The following is a 22,995-nucleotide window of genomic DNA, read 5'->3' as shown; positions in this document are numbered from 1 at the left end:
ACTCACGACAACGTGAGTCCGGTCGGGGACGTCCCTAGCGGTATGGCGCGGGGCGCCGGGCCGCCCGCGCTCAGCGGATGGCGCCGGTGGTGTGGCGGCGCTCGCGAGCGTCCCAGCATGGCGTGTGCCAGTGCCTGCGGTCGTCGATCCCGCCGATGCCTTCGGCCGGCCACACCACGACGTGCGGCATGCCGGGTGGGATCGACTGCTGACATCCCGGGCACAGGTAGTCGCGGCCCGCTCCGGCACCGGTGACCCTCCGCACGAACCACTCTTCCGCGCCATACCGCTGCCTCGTCACCAGCCCGCCGGCCGTGCGGTCGAGGTTCAGCGGCGCGTCGTCGCGCCGGCGACGGTTGGCGCGGGGCATGGCGCCATTCTCGCAGAGCGCGGAGGCGGCGCCCGGCCGAGGCGACTACGCGTACGTGCGGAAGCCGCGACCTGTCTTGCGGCCGAGGTAACCGGCGGTGACGAGGTGCTCCAGCAGGGGCGCCGGTGCGAAGCCGGGCTCCCGGAACTCCAGGTACAGCTCCCGCTGGATGGCCAGCGCCACATCGAGCCCCACCACGTCCAGCAGCTCGAACGGTCCCATCGGCAGTCCACAGCCCGTCTTCATGGCGGTGTCGATGGCGTCCGCTGTGGCGTAGTTCGCCTCCAGCATCTTGACCGCGTCGTTGAGATAGGGAAAGAGCAGGGCGTTCACGATGAAGCCCGAACGGTCGCCACAGGTCACCGGGTGCTTGCCCACGGCCGTGCAGAGGTCCTGAATTGTGGCCACGACGTCGGCGCTGGTGGAGACGGTGTGAACGACCTCCACGAGCCTCATGACCTGGGCGGGGTTGAAGAAGTGCATGCCGACGACGTCCTGCGGACGGGACGTGGCGGCGGCGCACTCCACCACCGGCAGGGAGGACGTCGTCGTCGCGAGGATCGCGCCCGGCCGGCAGATCTCGTCGAGGTTCTCGAAGAGCGCACGCTTGACGGCCAGGTCCTCGACCACCGCCTCGACGACCAGGTCGACGTCCGACAGGGCATCCAGCGCCGTGGTGCCCGCGAGGTGGGCAAGGGCCTGGTCACGGGCCACCTGGTCCAGCCTGCCCCGCTGGACCGCCTTCTCCAGGGAGGTGCCGACCGCCGCCGTCACGGCGTCCACCTTCGGCTGGCCGCGGGTGACGTAGACGACGTCCAGTCCAGCCTTGGCGAAGACCTCGATGATGCCCGTGGCCATGGTGCCGGAGCCGACGACCCCCACCCTGCGAACCTCAGGCAGGGACCGGTCACTGTCTGCGGCCGGCCGCGGCGTGAGCGCGTCCTCGACGACCTGGGACGAGCCCGGCTCCGCATAGGTATAGAAGCCTCGACCGCTCTTGCGTCCCTTGAGACCGGCACTGACCAGCTGCTTGATGACCGGGCTCGGCGCGTGCAGGCGGTTGCGGCCCTGCTTGTACATCGTGTCGAGGATCTCGTACGCCGTGTCCAGGCCGATGAGGTCCATCAGCGCCAGCGGGCCCATCGGGTAGCCGCAGCCCAGCCTCATCGCCGCGTCGATGTCCTCGCGGCTGGCATACCGGCTCTCGAACATCGAGACGGCGTGGTTGAGGTAGCCGAAGAGGAGGGCGTTGGCGATGAACCCCGCCTTGTCGCCCACGATGACGGGCTGCTTGCCCAGGCGCAGCGCCAGCGCCTTGACGTCCTCGAACACCTCGTCCTCGGTGAGGACGGTGCGGATGACCTCCACGAACTGAAGGACGGGCGCGGGGTTGAAGAAGTGCATGCCCACGACGCGCTTGGGGTTGCTCGTTGCGACCGCGATCTCGGTGACGGACAGCGACGAGGTGTTGGTGGCCAGGATCGCCTCCGGACCCACGATGGCGTCCAGCTTGCCGAAGATCTCCCTCTTCAGGTCCAGGTGCTCCGGCACCGCCTCGACCACCAGCTGACAGTCGGCGAGCTCGTCCAGGCTGGAGGTGAAGCGGACCCGGGCGTGGAGCGCCTGCTGGTCCTGCTCGGACAGCTTGCCGCGGGCCACGGCCCGCGCGGTCGAGTGCTGGAGCACGCCACGACCCCTATCCACCGCAGCCTCGTCGACCTCGACGGCGACCACGTCGATCCCGTTACGGGCGAAGACCTCCACGATGCCCGCGCCCATGGTGCCGAGACCGACCACTGCGACCTTGCTGAACTCACGAGCCATGCCCGGAGTCTTCCAGAGCCGTCACGCCCGGTGGACCCCCTGCCGGCGTGACGGTCGCCACGGACGCCGTTGCCGTCGGCGCCGCTGCGCTCAGCGGCTCAGCCTGGGCAGGTCACCACTCGTGGCCCGCCCCGATGAGCGCCGACTCCATGTGGAAGCGCTGCTCCCGGGACAGACCCCGGATGGCCGTCGGCACGGGAATGTCCACGGCTCGGCAGTAGTCCCGCAGGGCGTGGTCGTAGGCCAGCCGCGCGGCCATGAGGCGCTCGGCCTTGCGAGGAAGGTTCGACTCCTCGACCCGCCGGATGTGGTCGGCCAGGCGGCTCAGCTCCAGCGCCAGAAGGACCGGGGGCAGCGGCTCAGGACGGGGACGGCGTGCCTCCAGCCTGACCCGTGCCCACCCCAGCGCCGGGCGCACCACGCGGGGCGGCTGCCCGGAGTTGATCCAGCGCAGCACGCTGACACCGGTTGCGACGAAGACTGCGAACCCGGCGACATTGCCCAGCAGGAGCGGCATGCGTGCTCACCTCACCTCAGGCTTCGAGTGTGCGCCGGGCGGGGCGACCAGCGCAACGTGAGCCTCGTCGCTGTCACCCGACCGTGTCCTGCGCCTCGACGCGCCACGTAGAGTGACGCCTCGTGCGACTGGTCATTGCGACGTGCTCGGTGGACTACGACGGGCGCCTCTCGGCCCACCTGCCGCTAGCCACGCGGCTCCTGATGGTCAAGGCGGACGGCTCCGTCCTCGTCCACAGCGACGGCGGCTCCTACAAGCCGCTCAACTGGATGTCCCCTCCCTGCGCGATGGCCGAGCTGGCCCCGCGGGAGCATGAGGTCGAGCTGGGGGTGACGGCCGTGTGGCAGGTGCAGCACACCAGGTCGGAGGACCGGCTCAGGGTCCTCATCCACGACGTCCTCCATGACTCGAGCCACGCCCTCGGGGTGGATCCTGGGCTGGTCAAGGACGGCGTGGAGGCCCACCTGCAGAAGCTGCTGGCCGAGCACATCCATACGCTCGGGTCCGGGTACACCCTCGTGCGCCGCGAGTACATGACGGCGATCGGGCCCGTCGACATCCTGTGCAAGGACCCGGGCGGTGCGTCGGTGGCGGTCGAGATCAAGCGTCGCGGCGACATCGACGGGGTCGAGCAGCTCACGCGCTACCTGGAGCTGATGAACCGCGACCCGCACCTCGCCCCGGTGACGGGGGTCTTCGCGGCTCAGGAGATCAAGCCGCAGGCCCGAACGCTGGCTCTCGACCGTGGGATCCGGTGCGTGACCCTCGACTACGACGAGCTCAAGGGCATCGACAACAGCGAGCACCGCCTCTTCTGAGGCTCATCGGTCGCAGAACCGGCCTCCAGCCCACTCGAAGCAGCCCTCAGACGACCGCCCGGTCCTGCGTCCCCGGCCAGCTGGTCACCCGGAAGCCGTCGCCGTCGACCTCCACCTGCGCGATCGCGCAGTTCGGCAGGAACCGCGCTTTGACGAGGTCCTGGCGTGCCACCCCGGCCAGGCGGGGCACGGCGAAGGACATCACCCCGCCGTGCGAGAAGACGAGCACCGACTCGCCACGGTGCAGGTCGGCGATCGACTGCAGCCCCTCCCGGAAGCGATCCAGCAGCTGCTGCCCGGTCTCGCCGCCGGGGACCCGGCGCGCCAGGTCGCCGTGCTCCCACGCCCGGAACACCGAGGCCAGCTCGGGGTCGTCGTGCGGACGGCCGGCGAGAGCGCCGACGGAGAGCTCCTCCAGGCCGCCCACGGCTCGGGGGTCCAGGCCCAGCACCTCGGCCGCGAGGGCGGCCGAGGCGATGGCGCGCTGCATCGTGCTCGAGTACACCGCTGCGACGTTTCGCGTGCGCAGCGACTCAGCGAGCTCGCGTACCTGCGCGACACCCTGGTCGGTCAGCCACCCACCCTCGTCGGAGAGCTCCGACACGTGCCCGTACTCCGCGTCACCATGGCGCGCGAGCAACAGCGTCGCCGGGCAGTGCAGGTCGCTCATGGCATTGAGCGTATGCCGCGCGCCCCTACTCCGGCACCGACCGTCGTCAATGCTTCCCGCCCTGGACGCCGAAGGCGTCAGGAGGACCGGGCGGCCTACCGCTCCTGCCGAAGAGCCACGAGGCGAATCAGCCGCGCGGCCTCAGCGCGCATGGAGTCCCGAGCCGGGCCGAGGTACTTCCGGCTGTCCACCAGCCCAGGGTCGTCGCCCAGGCGCTCGCGCACGGTGGCGGTGAAGACACCGGCGAGGTGGGTCGCGATGTTGATCTTCGTCATCCCGGCCCGGACGGCAGCGGCGATCCCCTCGTCCGGGACCCCGGAGGAGCCGTGCAGTACCAGAGGCACGCGGACGACTTCGTGGATCCGGGCGATGAGCTCGAGGTCGAGCGCAGCGGTCCGTTGCGTCATGGCATGCGAGGACCCCACCGCTACGGCCAGGGCGTCCACTCCCGTGTCGGCCGCGAAGGCCGCGGCCTCCTCGGGGCGGGTGCGGACGCCGGGAGCATGGACGCCGTCCTTGCCGCCGATCTCGCCGAGCTCCGCCTCCACGCTGACGCCCGCGTCGTGGCACCGGCGCACCACGTCTCGCGTGGTCCGGCGGTTCTCGGCGTCATCCAGGGTGGACCCGTCGAACATCACCGAGGTGAACCCCAGCTCGAGCGCCTCGTGCACCAGCGCGACCGACACCGCGTGGTCCAGGTGGAGCACCACCGGTACGGTCGCACGCTCCGCGAGCACCCTGGTGGCGGTGGCGAGCGCGGCCAGCCCGCGATGGAAGGCGACGGTGTTCTCGCTGATCTGGAGAACGACCGGAAGGCCGGCGTCCTCCCCCGCCCCGACCAGCGCCTCCGCGTGCTCCAGGTGGACCACGTTGAAAGCGGCAAGGCCGCCTCGTACGGCCTCGGCCTCCCGCAGCGCCGACGTCAGGGCAACCAGCATCTCGCTCCTACTCCCTCTCCACGCGCACGGCCGCACGCAGTCGGTGGATGTCGTGGGGGTCGACCGTCCCCGCTGTGGGCTGCAGGACGGCAGCCCCCGACCAGGCGACCGCGTCGGCGAGCACCTCCGGCCACGGCTGACCGGAGCACAGCCCCGAGGCGATCGCCGCCACGGCGCTGTCCCCGGCGCCCGTGGGGTTCCCCTTCAGGGCCCCAGGAGGTATGGCTCTGCAGACCCGTCCGTCGGGGGCGACGGAGACTATCCCGTCCGGTCCCAGGGACACCACAACCTCGCGGGCGCCCTTGTCCTGCAGCAGCTTGGCGCCCACCACGGGGTCCGTCGCGCCGGTCACCCCCAGCAGCTCCTCCCGGTTGGGCTTGACCACGTCGGGCCCGGCGGCCACTGCCTCGAGCAGCGCGTCACGCGACGCGTCCACGACGACTCGGCACCCGGCGTCGTGGCCGAGCCGCACAAGGCGGGCATACCCGTCGGCGGGGAAGCCGGCGGGGACGCTCCCGGACGCGACCAGCACGCGTGGCGCGTAACGTCGCAGCAGCCCCTGCAGGTGCTGGACCAGCAGCCGCCAGTCCTCGTCCCGCCAGTCCTCACCCGGCTCGTTGAAGGCGGTCGCGTCACCGTCACTCCGGCTGACGACCGTGACGGTTCGCCGGGTCTCGTGTGAGCACTCCGCGAAGTCGTGCCGGATCCGGCGCTCGTCCAGGTCGCGCCGCAGCCGTCCGCCGGTGGCACCACCGAGGAGCCCGGTCGCCACGACGGACTGGCCCCGGAGGCTGGCGACCGCCGCCACGTTGACGCCTTTGCCTCCAGCGAGCTCACGCACGGACAGGACGCGATGGCTGGTGTGGGGCACCAGCCGCTGCACCTCGTACGTCACGTCCAGCGCGGGGTTCGGCGTGACAGTGAGGATCACGTGAGGTCCCACGCCAGGCACGCCGCCCCGAGACACCCGGCCCGGTCCCCGAGCAGCGGGCGCTCCACCTCGGGCCGGCGCTGGAAGGTGAGGTCCTGCTCCACCTTGCGCCGCAACGGTTGCAGGAGCAGCTCACCGCACTGGGCCAGCCCGCCCCCTACGAGCACGAGCTCCACCCCCGTCAGCGTGACCACCATGACGACGGCCCGCGCGAGCGCGGTGACCGTGTCGTCCCAGACCTGCGTCGCCACAGGGTCTTCGCTGCGGACGAGGTCGGCGATGCGGTCGGCCCCCAGCCTCGACGGACCTGCTGCCGGCAGCGTCGCCACCGCGGCGCGCGCCGCATACCGGCGCTCCACCGCGGCCGCGGAGGCGACTGCCTCCAGGCAGCCACGGGCTCCACAGCCGCAGAGCGGACCGCCCGGCTCGACGACGACGTGCCCCAGCTCACCGGCTCGCCCGTCCGCGACGACCACATGCCCGTCGAGCATCATCGCACCCGCGATACCCGTACCCACCGGCATGAAGAGCACGTGTCGGTGCCCGCGAGCCGCACCGAAGCGCGCCTCGGCGAGGAGCCCGGCCCGGACGTCGTGGCCGAGCGCCACCGGCACCTCGAGCGCCTCGCTCAGTGGCGTCGCCACCGGTACGTCGCGCCAGTGTAGGTTCGCCGACCACACCGCCACCCCGGAGAGGTCGTCGACCAGGCCAGGGACCACGACGCCGCACGCGGCGATCGTGTCGCCCCGGCCCTGGCTGGCGGCCGCTGCCCGCAGGTCCTCCACCGTCGTACGCAGGAGTGCCACCAACGCGCCCGGCGCGTCTAGGCGGGGCGGGGTGGGACGCGTCAGGGAGACGACCTCCTCGCCGGCCCGGTCCACGAGGGCAGCCTTGACCCGCGTGCCGCCCACGTCGACGGCCGCGACGACCGGGTGCTCCACCCTTAGACCACCTCGACCGTCACGCCGGCTGCGCCAAGCTCCGCCAGAGCGTCGGGGTCTGCGGAGCCGTCGGTGACCAGGAGGTCGACCGTCGGCGCGGGGCAGATCCGCGCGAAGGCGCGACGCCCGACCTTGGGACCGGTCGCCACGACGACGACCCGCTCCGCACGCTCGACCATCAGCGAGTTGATGCCTGCCTCCCCCTCGTGCTCGCAGGCTGCGCCACCAGCGGCGGAGACGGCATCGACCCCGAGAACGACCGTGTCGAGCCAGAGCTCGCCGAGCACCATGGAGGCCAGCGGGCCGGACAGCTCATAGGACTCCGGGCGCGCCACCCCTCCGAGGGAGACGCAGCGCACGAAAGGACGCAGGACCATCTCCGTGGCGATGTTCAGGGCGTTCGTCACCACGGTCACGGACGGGCGACGCGAGGAGGCGGCGAGGTCCGCCCGAGCCGCCAGTCGTCGCGCCGTGGCGCTGGTGGTCGTCCCGCCGTTGAAGCCCACCACCGACCCCTCCCGGACGAGCTCCGCAGCCCGAGCTGCGATGCGCTCCTTGGCGGAGTCGCTCCCGGCCTGCCGGTAGCGGGCGGGCAGGTCGTACGCCACGGCCGCCGACACGATGCCACCGTGCGTCCGCGTCACCAGCTGCTGTGCGGCCAGCTCGCCGAAGTCGCGCCGGACGGTGGCCTCGGAGACGCCGAGGGCCTCCACGGTCTCTGCGACCGTCAGCCTGCCGTGCTCGGCGAGCAGCGAGAGCAGGGCGCTCCATCGGGCGCCCCGGTCCATCGCACGGCTCTCGACCTGGGTCACTTGACCGCACCGGAGGTCAGCCCGCCGACCAGGTGCTTCTCGATGAGGGCGAAGAGGATCACCACAGGCACGATGGCGATCAGCGACGCCCCGAACAGCTGGTCCCAGTTCTGCTCATAGCCGGTGACGTAGGAGTTGATGCCCACCGTCAGCGGCTTGCGGCTGTCGTCCAGCATGAGCGTCAGGGCGACGACGTACTCGTTCCACGCGGCGATGAACGTGAAGATCGTCGCCGTGACCAGCCCCGGCAGGGTCAGGGGGAGCATCACCCGCCACAGCGTCCCGACCCTGCCGCATCCGTCCAGCTCAGAGGCCTCCTCCAGCTCACGCGGGATCGAGGCGAAGAAGCCGTGCAGGATCCAGATCGCGAACGCCAGGTTGAAGGCGGCGTTGGTGAGGATCAGGGCGAGGTAGGTGTTGACGAGGTTCACCGTGAAGAACTCGCGGTAGATCCCGACGACCAGCGACGTCGGGGAGAACATCTGCGTCACCAGCACGAGGAACAGGAACGCCATCCTGCCGCGAAAGCGGAACCGGGCGGTGAAGTACGCCGCCGGAATGGCGACCACCACGACGATGGCAGTGGAGGCGAGCGCCACGACGACCGACGTCCTCAGCCAGGCCAGGAACCGCTCGTCGCCGAGGACCTCCGGGAAGGTCGTCCACTTCCAGACCCGGGGCAGGACCGAGGCGGGGGTCTGCACGACGTCGCTGCTCGGCCGGAAGGCGCCCAGGAGCATGACGAGGTACGGCCAGAGGAAGGCGAGCGAGACCCCCAGTCCGATCAGCGGCATGGCCCAGGGCCGCGCCCGTCGCCACCCACCCGGCGTCGCGGAGGTCGTTGCCGTATCGGCGCTCGCTGAGGTGCCGGTCAACGCCGGCGTTGCCGTGGCCATCAGGACTCCTCCTCGCGCCAACGCGACACCCGCAGGTACACCAGCACCGCGACGAGGATCAGGCAGACGTTGAACAGGCCCGCGGCGGCGGACTGGCCCACGTCCTTCTCCGCGCTCTTGAAGGCGAGCTTGTACATGAACGTGATCGTCGTGTCGTGGGCGAACCCGGGGTTCGACTCGTTGAGCGTGTAGATGATGGGAAAGCTGTTGAACACGTAGATCATGTTCAGGACCGTCGCCACGAGGATCGCGGGGCGGAGCAGGGGCAGCGTGATGAGCCGCCAGATCTTCCACGGGGAGGCCCCGTCGATCCGGGCCGCCTCGTACACGTCGGTGGGGATGGCGTTGAGGCCGGCCACGAACACGTACGCCGTGAAGGGGATCGAGACGAAGACCCCCACGGCGACCATCGAGGGCATGATCCACCGGTCGTTGCCCAGGAAGTCCACCGGTGTGTGCACGAGATGGAGCTTGAGCAGCACGGCGTTGAGCGTGCCGTAGTAGTAGCTGTAGATGAGGCTGAACAGCCGGGCGGTGATGACCAGCGACGCCGCCCACGGCACGATGACCGCCCACCGGACGAACCGGCGGCCCCAGAAGTCCTTGGTCAGGAACTGCGCCAACCCGAGGCTGATGAGGATGGTCAGGGCGACCACCGCCACCACCCAAACCACGGTGTTCGCCAGGACGGTGCCGAGGCTCTCGTTCGCCAGCACGTTGCGGTAGTTGTCCAGTCCCGCGCTGCCCTTGTTGAGGCCGGTGATGGAGAACCGAGCGAGCGACGCCCGGACGAGCTCGACCGCCGGCCAGACGACCACGCCGAGGATGAGCAGCAGGGCCGGGGCGAGCCACAGCAGCGCCACCCAGCCCGAGGCGCGGCCTCCGCCGGCCGTCCGGGGCCGACGGCCTCTGCGTCTGCGGCCGAGGGGAGGAGCGGGTGCGGCCGGTGCCCCGACCGCACCCACTCCAGGGCCAGCTGGCTGGACCACGCTCAGCCGCCCGCCTCGGCGGACTTCTGCAGCTTGTCCAGGACCGCCTTGGGGTCACCGGTGATGGCTGTGCCGAGGTTCTGCTGCACGGCGAGCTTCACCTTGTCCCAGGTGGGGTCGTCGGTGGGCGTCAGGTGCGCGTTCGGCAGGGTCTCGAGGTAGGTCTTCAGCTTGGGGTCGCCGGAGAACTCCTGGATGCCGGACTTCGTCACCGGCAGGAAGCCCTCGGCCTTGATGAAGCTGTTGACCTGGTCCTTCTGGTAGTAGAGGTCGTAGAACGCCTTGACGGCATCCTGGTTCCCCTTCTTCTTGAAGGCCATGAGGTAGTCCGTGACGCCGAAGGTCTGCGGGGTTCCGCCGTCCGCCTTCGTCGGCATCGGTGCCACGCCGTACTGCACCTTCTTGTCCGCGTCGAGCTTGCCCGCCAACGGTGAGAACCCGACGACCATCCCGACCTTGCCGGACGCGAAGAGGTCGAAGGCGTCCTGCCGGTTGGTCTTGCCCGGGTTGTTCTGGGTCAGCTTCTTGGTGGCGAGGGACTTCAGGAAGGTCAGGGTCTCGACGTTCTCAGGGCTGTTGATGGTCCACTTGCCGTCCTTCTTCCAGTCCCCTCCGTTGTTGAACATCCAGATCGAGAACTCGCCCTGGGACTCCTCCGGACCGAGCGGGAGGCCGTAGCCGATGGCGCCGTTCCCGAGGCCAGCGATCTTCGTCGCGTCGGCCTGGAACTCGGCCCAGGTCTTGGGCGGGGCGGAGATGCCGGCCTTCTGGAAGAGCGTCTTGTTGTAGAACATCGCCCGGGCGGAGCTGAGGTCCGGCATCCCGTACATCTTGCCCTGGTAGCTGCCGGACTTGACGAAGGCGTCGAGCAGGTCGGACTTCACCGTGTCCGACAGGACCTCGTCGGCGCTGTAGAGCAGGCCGTCCTTGGCGTAGCTCGCGTAGGCGTTGAGGTTGAGGATGTCCGGCGGGTTGTTGTTCTGCACCATCGTCGAGCTCTGCTGGTCGATGTCGTCCCAGCTGACGATCTGGACCTGCAGGGTGTTGCCCGTCTTCGACTTGTACGCTTGGGCGAACTGGTCCCAGAACGCCTTGGTGTGGTTCTTGGAGTACTCCGCCGCCACCAGCTTGATCGTGGTGGCTCCCTTGGTCGCGGAGGAGCCGCCCCCGCCGCCTCCACCGGCCGAGCCGGCACCCGTGCCACCGGAGCACGCGGCCAGACCCAGCACGACGGCCGTGGTTCCCGCGAGGAGCCCCGTCGCGGGCAGATGTCGCTTGCTGCTCACCTGATACCTCAATCTCTCGTGTTCGACGTCGCTGCGATCACGGCTCACCCGTTGATCGTTTCGTAGCGATAAGGACGCTCATCGCTCACATTCACGATGTGTGACAGACACCATGACTCCGCAGAACACCTGTCGTCAAGGGATGACACGCCATTTTCTTGACGGCTTGACTGACCGATCGTGATGGTTCCACAATCAGTTCAGTCTCGTTCACTCACGTTAGGAGGGCCAGCCGTGGCCGCGAGGTACCTTTCCGCCGAGATCGCCACCCAGCCGGACGACTGGCGGGCGGTGCTGCGCCGCGTCGCCGAGGCGAAGGACGTCCTACCTCGCCCGGGGCAGCGCGTGGCCGTGACCGGCTGCGGGACGTCGTTCTACATGGCGCAGGCGTATGCCGCGCTGCGCGAGTCGGCCGGCGAGGGCCTGACCGACGCCTTCGCGTCCAGCGAGTTCCCGGTGGACCGGGACTACGACCACGTGGTGGCGATCTCCCGGTCCGGCACGACGACGGAGGTGATCGAGCTGCTCGAGGCGCTCGCCTCCCGTGACCGGGTGACCACCGCGGTCGTCGCCACCGAAGGTACGCGCATCCCGGACCTGGCGACGAAGCAGCTCATGCTCAGCGAGGTGGACGAGCGGTCGGTGGTGCAGACCCGCTTCGCGACCACGACCCTGGCGCTGCTGCGAGCCACCCTGGGCGAGGACCTGAGCGCTGCCATCCAGGACGCCGAGGCCGTCCTGACGGAGGAGCCCGCGACCGCCCTCGCCGCGGTCGGGGACGCCGGCCAGCTCACCTTCGTGGGTCGCGGCTGGACCGTCGGCCTGGCCTACGAGGCCGCCCTCAAGCTGCGCGAGTCCGCCCAGTTCTGGACGGAGGCCTACCCCGCCATGGAGTACCGCCATGGACCGATCAGCATCGCCACGCACGGTCGGGCCACCTGGGCGTTCGGCGAGGTCCCTGAAGGTCTGGCCGACGACGTCCGCGCGACGGGGGCGCACTTCGAGCACCGGGACCTCGACCCCCTGGCAGAGCTGGTCCGCGTCCACCGCCTCTGCCTGCACAAGGCCGACCAGGCCGGTGTGGACCCCGATCGACCCCGCCACCTGTCCCGGTCCATCATCTTGTCGTGACCACGGACCCGGCGCCCGACCATGGCCAGCTCCTGACGGGTCGGGTGCTCACGCCCGGGCGGCTCGTGCCGGACGGAGCCGTCGCGGTCGCGGGCGGCCGGATCGCCTGGGTCGGCGAGCTCCGGTCGATCCCCGCACAGTGGGCGCAGGCGCCGGCTCCGCCGGACTGGCGCAGCGGTCTCACTCTGCTCCCAGGACTCGTCGACGTCCACTGCCACGGCGGCGGAGGCGCCGAGTTCGGGGCGGACCCTGGCGCAGCCTTCGTCGCGGCCGGCCACCACCACCGCGCCGGGAGCACGTCTGTGGTGGCGTCGCTGGTCTCGGCACCGCCATCCGAGCTCGTCGCTTCGACCCGCGTGCTGGCCACGGCGGTGGCTTGCGGCGAGCTCGCGGGCATCCATCTCGAGGGCCCCTTCCTGTCCACGGCGCGCTGCGGTGCCCAGGACCCCGCGACCCTCACAGACCTCGACCGCGACCTGCTCGACCGCGTGTTCGAGGCCGCCCCGCAGGCGTTCGCGCAGATGACGTTCGCGCCCGAGCGTGGCGGTGGCGCGGAGGTCCCCGCGCTGCTCGCGACGGGAGGCGCCCTGGGTGCGATCGGTCATACCGACGCCGAATACGCCACCGTCGCAGCCGCCCTGGAGGCCATCGCCGGCGCCGGGGCGCGCGGAGCCCGGCCGTTGGCGACGCACCTCTTCAACGGTATGCCGCCGATGCACCATCGCGCTCCGGGTCCGGTCGCAGCGGCGCTCGCGGCGGCAGCCCGGGGGGACGCCGTGGTCGAGGTCATCGCCGACGGCGTGCACCTCGATGGCGGGACCGTGCGCATGGTCTTCGACGCGGTGGGCGGTGGGCAGGTGGCCCTCGTCAGCGACGCCATGGCGGCCAGCGGCCTGCCGTCCGGGGACTACACCCTGGGCGGCCGTGCCGTCCAGGTCCGGGGTCGCGAGGCTCGGCTGCTCGACGGCGGCTCTCTGGCAGGCGGGGTCTCCACCCTGCTGGACCAGGTCCGGTGGTGCGTGCAGGAGCTCGGCCTGGACCTCCGCGAGGTCGTCACGGCTGCCACCCGGACGCCGGCCCGCGCGCTGGCGCTGGAGGGTGTCGGCGAGCTCGCGCTCGGAATGCAGGCAGACGTCCTCGTCGTGGACGAGCAGCTCGCGCTTCAGGCGGTCATGCGCCGGGGCGCCTGGCTCTGAGCCGGCGACACCACGGCGTCGGGCCCCCCACCGTGCGGTGGGGGGCCCGAGCCTCGACCGTCCAGTCGGTCGAGGGGGGTCAGCGCACGACCACGGAGACCTTGGCCGACCCAGCGGGGTTGTACTTGCTGGACCCGTTGTACGTCGCCGTCAGGTAGTGGGTGCCTCGCGCGAGCACCGGTGCCCGGTAGACGGCCTTCCCGCTGCTCAGCGGGACCGTTCCCAGGACCCGTGCGCCGTCGCGGAACGTGGCGGTGCCGGTAGCCCCCGAGGGGGTCACCGTGGCCGTCAGCGTGGGGCGGTACCCGTAGCCGTAGTCCCGGTCGTTGACTGCCAGCGTGCTCTTGCTGGCCAGGCCCGCCACCGTCACCCTGACGCCCGGCGAGGTGCTGGTCAGCGTGCTGGCGTCACCGTTGTACGTCGCCGTCATGGTGTGCGTGCCGCGGGTCTGCCCCGTTACCGTCCACACCGCCTTGCCACCGCTCACCGCGACGGTCCGCACCACTGTGCCGTTGTCCTTGAACGACACGGTTCCGGTGGCGTTCGCCGGCGTCACGGTGGCAGTGAGGACCGGCCTGCCGCCGTAGGTGTAGGACGTCGCGCTGGACGTCAGCCTGGTGGAGGACGGCGCCTTCACACCGACGACCTGCGCACGCTGGCCGTCGGTGTTCAGGTGGTGCACCAGCAGCAGGCCCTGCGGCTTGTCCGAGGCATACGACGCGTCGTCACGACGGACGTCGAGCAGCTCGCCCGGCAGGTCCGTGCTCAGCAGGGTCCCGAAGTCGCCGTAGGCCGACAGCGCCGGCGACGCCAGGCTGATGGTCATGGGCGCCGCCGCGGAGCCCTGCGTGTCGACCCTGCCGGCCTCGCCGGTGTAGGACTCCACCCAGTACTTGACCTTCGGCGAGGTGCCTGCGACGAGGCCCGCGGCCTTGAGGACACCGACCGACACCGGCAGCACCAGCGAGTCGCTGTTGAACAGGTTGGTGTCGAGCGAGCCGTCGGCGCCGTTGACGAGCTGGTCGTCGAGCACCGCGGGGTTGGCCGGGTCGCGCAGGTCCACAAGCTCGGACAGGAAGTAGTCGTAGTCGTCCGTGGTCACGACACGGGTGTTGTAGACGAGGGCGTCCTCCGTCCCGTCACCGTTGGTGTCCAGCACGACGTCGAACTCGGTGTACGAGGCCGGCGTGCGCCAGCGACCGTAGCTGCTGATACCGAACGTCAGCGTGGCGTCGTCGAGGCTGGGCGAGATCGGCGCGTCCGAGGCCGCTCCGACGTACCGGAGGTCGGCCGAGCGGTCGTCACCGATGGCGATGCACCGGGCGATGAGGGTGCTCGAGCAGCTCGGGATCCTGGGGCTGGTGCCCTGGAGCTCAAAGGTGGAGACCATCGACTCGTACCCCGTGCTGCCCGTGCCCTGCGACACGCCGGTGCCACCGAGCGCCAGCGTGCCGGTCTTCACCGCACCCGCCCCGGTCACGGTGCTGCTCGCGGCAGCCTTCATGACGGATGCCGGACGCGGTGCCGACCACACCGGCACGCGCAGCGCGGAACCCGGCGTCGTGGGCGTCGGCGTCAGCACCATGCGGCCACTGGCGTCCGCGCGGTAGCTGCGCCGAATCCCGATCCCGAGCGGGTCGGACTCCGTGGTGGGGTCCTGCACCGCGCGGAGCGCGGACCGGGTGATCGTCGCCGTGACCTTGACATCGACAGAACCGCCGGCGGGCAGGCTGACCTGGTTGGGGCTGAAGGAGTACGTCACCCCCGGAGTGGGGTGTGCGGCCTGGTAGCCGATCGTGTAGGCGGAGGTACCCGTCGGCCGCTTGTTCACCACGCGCACGGTCTTCGTGAGCGTCGTCGTGGCGGCCGTGACAGCCACCGGGCCGAAGGAGACGCTCACGGCGCCGGGGGTGTCCTTGACGTAGGCCAGAGTGCTCGTGCCCACCGCCTGCGCCACCTTGACGCGGCCGGAGCCGACGCGCTCGGGACCGTAGACGTCACCGGTGTGGTTGGGTCCGACGTACACGTCCTGGGTGGCCGTGTTCATGATCGCGGCCTTGACCTCCTCGACGCTCCACGTGCTGTGCACGCCCCGGACGAGGGCAGCCTCACCGGCGACGTGGGGAGCGGCCATCGAGGTGCCACTCTCGGCCACACCCTCGTTCCCGGAGCCGACGGCCGCCGAGAAGGTCGTCACGCCGGGAGCGGCGACGTCCGGCTTGACGTTGCCGGCGATGCCCACGCCTCGCGAGGAGAACCCTGCCACCTGGTCGACGGCACGGTGGTTGACGATCGTGCCGCTGTTGCGCAGGGCGTTCGTCATGGTGACCCGGACCGGCGTGCCCGCGTCCAGCTTGCTCTTGATGGCGAGCGTCGCCTGGTTGACCGTCAGCATGGCGGGGATGACCGTGTCTCCGGTCACCCCGGCCGAGAAGGAGTTGACGTCGCTGCCGAAGATGACCCCGGCCGCACCCGCCGCCCGCGCGTTGCCGGACCGGCCCACGGAGCCGCAGCGACGGCCCACGCCGTCGAACCACTTCGTCATGACGATCTTGCCGGCGACCTTGGCGGCGTCTGCGGTCGAGAACGCGGAACAGCCGTCGGTGTTGTTCGCTGTGGAGGCGTCGACGCTCCAGTCGCCCAGGGTGACGACCTCGGTGTTCGTGAGGCCGGGACCGTTCTCCCAGTCGTAGGCCGCAGACCTGAGCGCGGCGAAGACGTTGTCCTGCTTCGCGTCGACGGTGTTCGCCGGCTCGATGCCGGCCGGGCTGTCGACCTTCAGGCCGTCGACGACGTCGTTGCCGTCGTCGGAGGCGGCGACGGCCAGCACACGCGTGGCGTTGCCGGGCGAACCGCCCACGTCGTAGACGTCGCCGCTGTTGCCGATCGAGGCGACGACGACGGTACCCAGCGCGGCGAGGTTGTTGGAGGCCACGGCGTCCGGGTCGTCGGGCGAGCCGTAGCTGGAGCCCAAGGACATGTTGACCACGTCGAGGCGGTCGGACAGGTCCCCGTCACCGTTGGGGTCCGCGGCCCAGTCCAGGGCCTGGCCGAGGATGCTCGTGTCGCCCTCACAGCCGAAGACCTTGAGGGCGTAGAGCGACGCCCCGGGCGCGACACCGGGCCCGATGCTCAGTGACGCAGGGTCGATGTCGGAGGAGTAGCCCCCGGTGTACGTCGTGCCGCCGGCGTTGACACCCAGGCCGGCCGCGGTGCCGGAGACGTGGGAGCCGTGGCCCTCGCAGTCGATGGGGTTCGCGTCGGGGACCGGGACGGCGTTGCCCTCGCTCGGGTTGTACGCGTCACCGGCGAAGTCGTAGCCGCCGACGACCTTGGCCGTCGGGTGAAAGGTGTTGGAGGCGGAGGCGGCCTCGAACGCCGCCTTGGTCCCTGGACCGCCGAAGTCGGCATGGGTGTAGTCGATGCCCGTGTCGATGACGCCGACCCGGACGCCCTGGCCGGTCTCGCCGCGACCCTTCCACACCTCGGGAGCCCCGATCAGGGGTACGGAGGAGCTGTTGGAGACCCGCTTCGGGGTGATGCGGTGCACGGCCTTCACCCCGGGCAGCGCCGCCAGTGCCTGGACGCGGCTGGCGTCGGTGCGCACGGCGACCCCCGAGTAGAGCGCGTGCGCGCGGTACAGGGTCCGTGCCCTGGTCGCACCCTCACCGAAGTGGGACTCCACCGTCGCCTGCGCGCGCTTGACCACCGCGGTCTGGGCGCGGCCAGCGGTCTTCGAGGCGACCGGTCCACGGGACCGGGCGGTGGTGAACGCGGAGGAGGCGGGCGCCTCCTCGAGCTCGATCATCACGTCGACCTGGCCCTTGGCTCCGGCGAGCGACCGGTCGACCTTCTCGGCCGACGTCCGCTGGGTACCGAGGCGGTAGGACCCGGCGCTGGTAAGCCCCTTGGGGAGGTTCGCCGCGCCGCGATGACCGGAGCTGCCGTCACTCGGGACCGCGGTGGCTGGCGCCGCGCCGAGGGCGGCTGCCGCCAGCACGGACAGGGCACTGACACCGACGGCGGCCACGTAGCCGCGACGGTGTCGTGCGGGGGGAAGCATCGACACAGGATCTCCTCGAGCGCGGATGCGCAACCATCTCCCGCAGAGTCCCCCGGGACGTGGAGGACACCCGCCCCCACTGGTCAACCGCGCCGAGCAGAACCTAGGCCAACTTCGGCGCAGATGTGCCGAAATGACCTACAACGCGCACCAAGAAATTACCTGCTGCGGCTCGGACCGGTTTCAGACGGCGGTCGGGTGTGTCGTCTGGAGCCCGCGGGCGGCACGGATCACAGACACGAAGCTCGCCATGATGTCGTTGAGGCCGAAGTCCTTGGGGGTGAACACCTCGGCGACGCCGAGCGCCTTGAGGGCCTGGGCGTCCGAGTCCGGGATGATGCCGCCGACGATGACCGGCACGTCACCCGCCCCGGCCTCCCCCAACCCGGCCAGGATGTCGGGCACGAGCTCCATGTGCGAGCCCGACAGGATCGAGATGCCGACGAGGTGGACGTCCTCGGCCACCGCCGCGGCCACGATCTGGTCCGGAGTGAGGCGGATGCCCTGGTAGACCACCTCGAACCCCGCGTCCCGCGCCCGGACCGAGATCTGCTCGGCCCCGTTGCTGTGGCCGTCGAGGCCGGGCTTGGCCACCAGGACCCGCAGCCGTTCTCCCAGCTCCTCACCGGTGCGGCGTACGTCCTCGCGCACCCTCAGCAGCTCGTCGCTGCCGCTGCCCGAGACCCCCACCGAGCCCGACACTCCCGTGGGCGCCCGGAACTCCCCGAACTCCTCACGCAGCGCTTGGGCCCACTCCCCCGTGGTGACCCCGGCACGGGCCGCCTCGAGTGAGGCCGCCATGAGGTTCGTGCCGTTCCGCGCGTCGGCCTTCAGCGCCGCTATCGCGTGCTCAACACGCCGCCGACCTGCCTCGTCGGCGTCGCGGCGCCTGCGCCAGAGGCGGACCGCTGCGGCGGCCCTGGACTCGACGTCGTGGTCGACGCTCTGGATCGCGGCGTCCAGGTCTGCCGTCAGGGGGTTCGGCTCCGTCGTCCGGAAGCGGTTGACTCCCACGACGACGGCCTCGCCGCTCTCGATCCGCTGGCGTCGCAGCGAGTGCGACGCCACCAGCGCGGACTTCATGTACCCGCTCTCCACTGCCGGGACCGCACCGCCGAGCTCCTGGACGCGGTCGATCTCGGCGCGCGCCTGCGCCACAAGCTCGGCGACCTTGGCCTCCACGACCTTCGAGCCGGTGAACAGGTCGTCGTACTCCAGCAGGTCCGACTCGAACGCCAGCACCTGCTGCATCCGCAGGGACCACTGCTGGTCCCAGGGCCTGGGAAGGCCGAGCGCCTCGTTCCACGCCGGCAGCTGCACCGCCCGCGCCCGCGCGTCCTTGCTGAGCGTCACCGCGAGCATCTCAAGGACGATCCGCTGGACGTTGTTCTCAGGCTGGGCCTCCGTCAGGCCGAGCGAGTTGACCTGGACGCCGTACCGGAAGCGCCGCTGCCGCGGGTCCTGCACGCCATACCGCTCCCGGGTCAGCTCGTCCCACAGCTGGACGAACGCCCGCATCTTGCACATCTCCTCGACGAACCGCACACCGGCGTTGACGAAGAAGGAGATGCGAGCCACGACCTCGCCGAAGCGCTCGGGTGGCACCTGCCCCGACTCCCGGACAGCGTCGAGCACCGCGATCGCGGTGCAGAGCGCGTACGCGATCTCCTGGACCGGGGTCGCGCCCGCCTCCTGCAGGTGGTAGCTGCAGATGTTCGTCGGGTTCCACTTCGGGATCTCCGCCACGGTGTAGGCCACCATGTCCGTGACCAGCCGCAGCGACGGGCCGGGGGCGAAGACGTAGGTCCCCCGTGACAGGTACTCCTTGATGATGTCGTTCTGAGTGGTGCCGGCCAGGGCCCGCACGGCTGCCCGCACGTCCTGGCCGTCGGCCTCCGCCTGCTCCTCGGCGACGACCTGGTACAGCGCGAGCAGCCACATGGCGGTGGCGTTGATCGTCATGGAGGTGTTCATCCGGTCCAGCGGGATCTGGTCGAAGAGGGCGCGCATGTCGCCGATATGCGAGACGGGCACCCCGACCTTGCCCACCTCCCCGCGGGCCAGCGGGTGGTCGGGGTCGTAGCCGGTCTGGGTGGGCAGGTCGAAGGCGACGGACAGCCCGGTCTGCCCCTTGTCCAGGTTGCGCCGGTACAGGGAGTTGCTCGCTGCGGCGCTGGAGTGCCCGGCGTACGTGCGCATGACCCAGGGGCCGTCCCGCTCGGGACGGGCCGGCGCGGCGGACGCGGGGGCAGGCGAAAGCGCGTCGGGGGGTTCGGCCATGGGCCGAAGGTACCTTCGGCGCCTGCCGGGGCGGGAGGCGCTCAGGCGGTGACAGCCGCCACAGTGCCTGGTTCGGCGCTCTCGCGCAGCACCAGCGCACGGTCGAGGCGTGATGCACGCAACAGGCGACCGGTGCGCTCCGTCATGTCGACGACTGCGAGGCGGCGTCCAGCCCGACGGGCGCGGTTGTAGGCCTCCACCAGCACCCCCAGCCCGGTGGCGTCACCGATCTCGGCGGCGGCAAGGCGGACCCGGACATCGCCGCAGCCACTGTCGATGATCTCGTGCAGCAGCAGCCGGACGTCTGCGACGGAGTGCACGTCGATGCGACCGGTGATGGCGACTTCCTGACCCGTGTCATGGGCGCGGACCTCGACGGGGAGCCCCCCGATGGTGCTGACCGACATACCAACCCCTAGGTGCCTGTGGTCACATTCACTCACAGTGACGCGCCTGCTGGGGGGTTGGGTTGTCGATGGTCAGATCAAGATCTGGTAAAGGCCACGCCAAAGGGATCGTCGTCGGCCTCTCGTGTCACGTCGGCGCCGAGAGCCTGCAGGGCCTCCGCGAAGCCGGCGTACCCACGGTCGACGTGGTGGGCGCCGCTGACCGTCGTCACGCCGGCGGCCACCAGACCCGCGATGACGAGCGCTGCTCCTGCTCGGATGTCGCTTGCCTCGACCGGCGCGCCGGAGAGCCGCTCCACGCCGTGGACCATCACGTGATGCCCGTCGATCCGGGTCTCGGCCCCCAGGCGGTTCAGCTCCTGGACGGTGCGGAACCGCGCCTCGAACAGGTTCTCGGTGATCATCGCCGAGCCCTCCGCCACGGCGTTGCAGGCCAGCGCGAAGGGCTGCAGGTCCGTGGGGAACCCGGGGTAGGGCAGCGTCGCCACGTCGAAGGACCGCGGCCGCCGGCCCCCGGAGTCGACGCGGAAGCCCCGCTCGGTCCCGCGCACCACGGCGCCGCTGGCTTCCACGAGCTCCAGGGCGGCCGTCAGGTGCCCGCTCCGGGCGCCGACGACCTCCACGTCGCCGCGCGTCGCCGCTGCTGCGAACGCCCAGGTTCCCGCGGCGATGCGGTCGGGAACCACGGCGTGCTCCGTGGGCGACAGCGCGCCGACCCCGTGGATCTCCACCGTGGAGGTGCCCGCACCGTCGATCCCTGCGCCCATCGAGACGAGCATCGCGGCAAGGTCGACGATCTCGGGCTCGCGGGCGGCATTCTCCAGACGGGTGGTGCCCCGCGCCAGCACCGCGGCAGTGAGGACGTTCTCCGTGGCTCCTACGCTCGGGAACTCCAGCCGGATCTCGGCGCCGTCCAGACCGCGGGGCGCTTCGGCGACGAGGAAGCCGTGGGTGACCCGCACGCTCGCCCCCAGCGCCTCCAGCCCGGCCGCGTGCAGGTCAAGGCCACGCGAGCCGATCGCGTCGCCTCCCGGGACAGCGACGTCGGCGGCACCACATCGCGCCACGAGCGGCCCCAGTACGGCGGTGGAGGCCCGCAGTGCTCGGACGAGGTCGTAGTCCGCCCGGTGCCCGATCTGGTCCGGGACGTCGATCTCGACGACACCCGCCGCGGCGTCGTACTCGACCACGCAGCCGAGCCGGCGGAGCAGCTCCGCCATGATGGTCACGTCCAGGATGGCCGGCACGTTGCTCAGCCGCGTCCGGCCGACCGCGAGCAGGGCCGCGGCCATCAGCTTCAGCGCGCTGTTCTTCGCGCCCCAGATGAGCACCTCGCCGCGCAGCGGGGTGCCTCCGACGATCCGGAACCGTTCTGCCACCGACCCACCCTATGGGAGCCTCCTAGGAGCCTTGTGCGAGCCCGGACTGCCGGCGGGTGCCGCGCGTCTGTCAGGCTGGCGCCATGGTCAACCTCACGCGCATCTACACCCGCACGGGCGACGACGGCAGCACCCATCTGGGAGACCTGAGCCGGACCAGCAAGACCGACGTGCGACTGCTGGCGTATGCCGACGTCAACGAGGCCAACGCCGCCATCGGCGTCGCCCTCGCTGCCGGGGAGCTCGCTGACGACGTGCGGGCGACCCTGCTGCGTGTCCAGAACGACCTGTTCGACGTCGGCGCGGACCTGTGCACGCCGCTACAACCGTCCTACGAGTATCCCCCGCTCCGCGTCGAGGGGGCCTGGATCGAGGAGCTGGAGGCCGACTGCGACCGGTACCTGGAGCGGGTGGAGAAGCTGCGGTCCTTCATCCTCCCCGGCGGGACCGTGGGCTCCGCGTACCTCCATGTGGCCACGACGGTGGTTCGCAGGGCCGAGCGCCAGGCGTGGGCCGCCATCGCGGCCTACGGCGACACTCCGGGCACCGGTACCAGGGGCGAGGGCGGAGTGAACGTCCTGACCGCGAAGTACCTCAACCGCCTCTCGGACCTGCTCTTCGTGCTGGCTCGGGTCGCGAACCTGCCGATCGGAGGTGACGTCCTCTGGCAGCCGGGCGGCGGCCGGGCCGAGCCACCGAGGTAGCGCGGGTCAGCCGGGCACGGAAGCGGCGGAGGTTCGCGGAGCCGCCCAGGTGGCGGAGGTCAGGCGACGTTGACGTTGAACCCCGGCGGCGAGCTCTCCAGCCAGCTCCGCATGGCCGTGTACGCGGCGGGGGCCAGGGCGAGGGCGAACGTGTCCGGGTCGTACCGGCACTCGACCGTGACGGCCTCGGGCAGCCCTGAGATGGGTGCCGGCGGCGTCTCGGGCGGCCCCAGCTCCAGGCGTGGACGCTCCCAGGTCCGAGCCGCACGGGGCGACGGCCCCACCAGGGTGAACCACTCCAGGGTGCTCCCGCTGAAGCGCAGCAGGCCCAGGCGGTACTGGGACCGTCCGTGGGCCTGGAGCGCGCACAGCATCAGGGGCGCGCCCGAGGACAGCAGCCGTCGACGGACGAAGATGTATGCCAGCGTTGCGACTGCGAGCAGGACGAGCGCGCCGGCGACCACCTCCGCGGAGACGACGAGCGACATGCTCCCCCCTACCGGGCTAGGCCGGGATCTGCGAGGCGTCTACCGCCTCGGCGACGATGATGACCTTGTCCCGGTCGACGGACAGGAAACCCCCGTCGACCGTGGCGGTGTGGGTCCCGTCACCGGCCTTGATCCGGATCTGGCCCTCGACCAGGACGCCGAGCAGTGGGGTGTGGCCGGGCAGGATGCCGAGCTCGCCGTCCACGGTCCGTGCCACCACCATGTCGGCCTCGCCCTCCCAGACCTTGCGGTCGGCGGCGACGAGTTCGACTGCCAAGCTGCTCACGGTGTCCTCCACCTGTCATGCGTTCGTTCGGAGTCTAGTCACCGGTCGCCGGCCATCAGGCTCGCGGTG

The 22,995-nt window shown here is 70.9% G+C and carries 21 protein-coding genes; 4 read left to right on the top strand and 17 right to left on the bottom strand.

Annotated features, from left to right (window positions below):
- Positions 1-70: 70 nt before the first annotated feature.
- The 3 genes from PHA84_RS12945 to PHA84_RS12935 form a co-directional block, all read right to left on the bottom strand.
- Positions 71-370: a hypothetical protein gene (locus PHA84_RS12945; protein ID WP_270888530.1), complete on the bottom strand. Its 300-nt coding sequence runs from the start codon at positions 368-370 to the stop codon at positions 71-73.
- Between the two features lie 45 nt (positions 371-415).
- Complete coding sequence (locus tag PHA84_RS12940; RefSeq protein WP_270888529.1) at positions 416-2,194, bottom strand: 3-hydroxyacyl-CoA dehydrogenase family protein; 1,779 nt, start codon at positions 2,192-2,194, stop codon at positions 416-418.
- A 112-nt stretch (positions 2,195-2,306) separates the two neighbouring features.
- Positions 2,307-2,711 (bottom strand): hypothetical protein, encoded by a 405-nt coding sequence (locus PHA84_RS12935; protein ID WP_270888528.1) that lies wholly within the window; start codon positions 2,709-2,711, stop codon positions 2,307-2,309.
- Between the two features lie 122 nt (positions 2,712-2,833).
- Here PHA84_RS12935 and nucS point away from each other — a divergent pair, with 122 nt between their 5' ends.
- Complete coding sequence (gene nucS / locus PHA84_RS12930) at positions 2,834-3,529, top strand: endonuclease NucS (protein WP_270888527.1); 696 nt, start codon at positions 2,834-2,836, stop codon at positions 3,527-3,529.
- Positions 3,530-3,575: 46 nt separating this feature from the next.
- On the opposite strand, the gene PHA84_RS12925 is transcribed toward nucS, so the two are convergent.
- From PHA84_RS12925 to PHA84_RS12890, 8 genes are all read right to left on the bottom strand, one after another.
- Positions 3,576-4,199: a histidine phosphatase family protein gene (locus PHA84_RS12925; protein ID WP_270888526.1), complete on the bottom strand. Its 624-nt coding sequence runs from the start codon at positions 4,197-4,199 to the stop codon at positions 3,576-3,578.
- 95 nt (positions 4,200-4,294) lie between these two features.
- Positions 4,295-5,137, bottom strand: coding sequence for a class II fructose-bisphosphate aldolase (locus tag PHA84_RS12920; protein ID WP_270888525.1), 843 nt, complete (start codon positions 5,135-5,137; stop codon positions 4,295-4,297).
- Between the two features lie 7 nt (positions 5,138-5,144).
- Entirely contained in the window at positions 5,145-6,068 is a 924-nt protein-coding gene (locus PHA84_RS12915; RefSeq protein WP_270888524.1) for a 1-phosphofructokinase family hexose kinase, read from the bottom strand.
- On the bottom strand, positions 6,065-7,009 hold the full coding sequence (locus PHA84_RS12910; protein ID WP_270888523.1) for an ROK family protein: 945 nt from the start codon (positions 7,007-7,009) through the stop codon (positions 6,065-6,067). The genes PHA84_RS12915 and PHA84_RS12910 overlap by 4 nt, the downstream gene beginning before the upstream one ends.
- 2 nt (positions 7,010-7,011) lie before the next feature.
- A complete protein-coding gene (locus PHA84_RS12905; RefSeq protein ID WP_270888522.1) occupies positions 7,012-7,821 on the bottom strand; it encodes a DeoR/GlpR family DNA-binding transcription regulator in 810 nt (269 codons plus the stop codon).
- Positions 7,818-8,717: a carbohydrate ABC transporter permease gene (locus PHA84_RS12900; RefSeq protein ID WP_270888521.1), complete on the bottom strand. Its 900-nt coding sequence runs from the start codon at positions 8,715-8,717 to the stop codon at positions 7,818-7,820. Before PHA84_RS12900 ends, PHA84_RS12905 begins: the two co-directional genes overlap by 4 nt.
- Positions 8,717-9,580: a carbohydrate ABC transporter permease gene (locus PHA84_RS12895; RefSeq protein WP_270888520.1), complete on the bottom strand. Its 864-nt coding sequence runs from the start codon at positions 9,578-9,580 to the stop codon at positions 8,717-8,719. The genes PHA84_RS12900 and PHA84_RS12895 overlap by 1 nt, the downstream gene beginning before the upstream one ends.
- Before the next feature lie 128 nt (positions 9,581-9,708).
- A complete protein-coding gene (locus PHA84_RS12890; RefSeq protein WP_270888519.1) occupies positions 9,709-10,992 on the bottom strand; it encodes an extracellular solute-binding protein in 1,284 nt (427 codons plus the stop codon).
- A 234-nt stretch (positions 10,993-11,226) separates the two neighbouring features.
- Between PHA84_RS12890 and PHA84_RS12885 the strand changes: the two genes are divergently transcribed.
- Together PHA84_RS12885 and PHA84_RS12880 are read left to right on the top strand one after the other, a co-directional pair.
- Positions 11,227-12,123 carry an SIS domain-containing protein gene (locus PHA84_RS12885; protein ID WP_270888518.1) on the top strand — a complete coding sequence of 299 codons (897 nt, stop codon included), beginning with the start codon at positions 11,227-11,229 and terminating at the stop codon, positions 12,121-12,123.
- Positions 12,120-13,319, top strand: coding sequence for an N-acetylglucosamine-6-phosphate deacetylase (locus PHA84_RS12880; protein WP_270888517.1), 1,200 nt, complete (start codon positions 12,120-12,122; stop codon positions 13,317-13,319). The genes PHA84_RS12885 and PHA84_RS12880 overlap by 4 nt, the downstream gene beginning before the upstream one ends.
- Before the next feature lie 79 nt (positions 13,320-13,398).
- Here PHA84_RS12880 and PHA84_RS12875 read toward each other — a convergent pair whose 3' ends face one another.
- From PHA84_RS12875 to murA, 4 genes are all read right to left on the bottom strand, one after another.
- Positions 13,399-17,382, bottom strand: a complete 3,984-nt coding sequence (locus tag PHA84_RS12875; RefSeq protein ID WP_270888661.1) for a S8 family serine peptidase — start codon at positions 17,380-17,382, stop codon at positions 13,399-13,401.
- 183 nt (positions 17,383-17,565) lie between these two features.
- Complete coding sequence (locus PHA84_RS12870) at positions 17,566-19,581, bottom strand: protein meaA (RefSeq protein WP_270888660.1); 2,016 nt, start codon at positions 19,579-19,581, stop codon at positions 17,566-17,568.
- Positions 19,582-19,703: 122 nt separating this feature from the next.
- A complete protein-coding gene (locus PHA84_RS12865; RefSeq protein WP_270888516.1) occupies positions 19,704-20,069 on the bottom strand; it encodes an STAS domain-containing protein in 366 nt (121 codons plus the stop codon).
- A gap of 77 nt (positions 20,070-20,146) precedes the next feature.
- Positions 20,147-21,448 carry a UDP-N-acetylglucosamine 1-carboxyvinyltransferase gene (gene murA / locus PHA84_RS12860; protein ID WP_270888515.1) on the bottom strand — a complete coding sequence of 434 codons (1,302 nt, stop codon included), beginning with the start codon at positions 21,446-21,448 and terminating at the stop codon, positions 20,147-20,149.
- A gap of 83 nt (positions 21,449-21,531) precedes the next feature.
- Here murA and PHA84_RS12855 point away from each other — a divergent pair, with 83 nt between their 5' ends.
- Positions 21,532-22,152, top strand: coding sequence for a cob(I)yrinic acid a,c-diamide adenosyltransferase (locus PHA84_RS12855; protein ID WP_270888514.1), 621 nt, complete (start codon positions 21,532-21,534; stop codon positions 22,150-22,152).
- A 59-nt stretch (positions 22,153-22,211) separates the two neighbouring features.
- On the opposite strand, the gene PHA84_RS12850 is transcribed toward PHA84_RS12855, so the two are convergent.
- Entirely contained in the window at positions 22,212-22,640 is a 429-nt protein-coding gene (locus tag PHA84_RS12850; RefSeq protein WP_270888513.1) for a DUF2550 family protein, read from the bottom strand.
- Between the two features lie 16 nt (positions 22,641-22,656).
- Complete coding sequence (locus PHA84_RS12845; protein WP_270888512.1) at positions 22,657-22,926, bottom strand: F0F1 ATP synthase subunit epsilon; 270 nt, start codon at positions 22,924-22,926, stop codon at positions 22,657-22,659.
- Positions 22,927-22,995: the final 69 nt, after the last annotated feature.

Source organism: Pedococcus sp. 5OH_020, assembly GCF_027812955.1.
Taxonomy (GTDB): Bacteria; Actinomycetota; Actinomycetes; order Actinomycetales; family Dermatophilaceae; genus Pedococcus.
The sequence above is the reverse complement of the archived record's forward strand: the minus strand, read 5'-3'. Positions and strand labels throughout refer to the sequence as shown.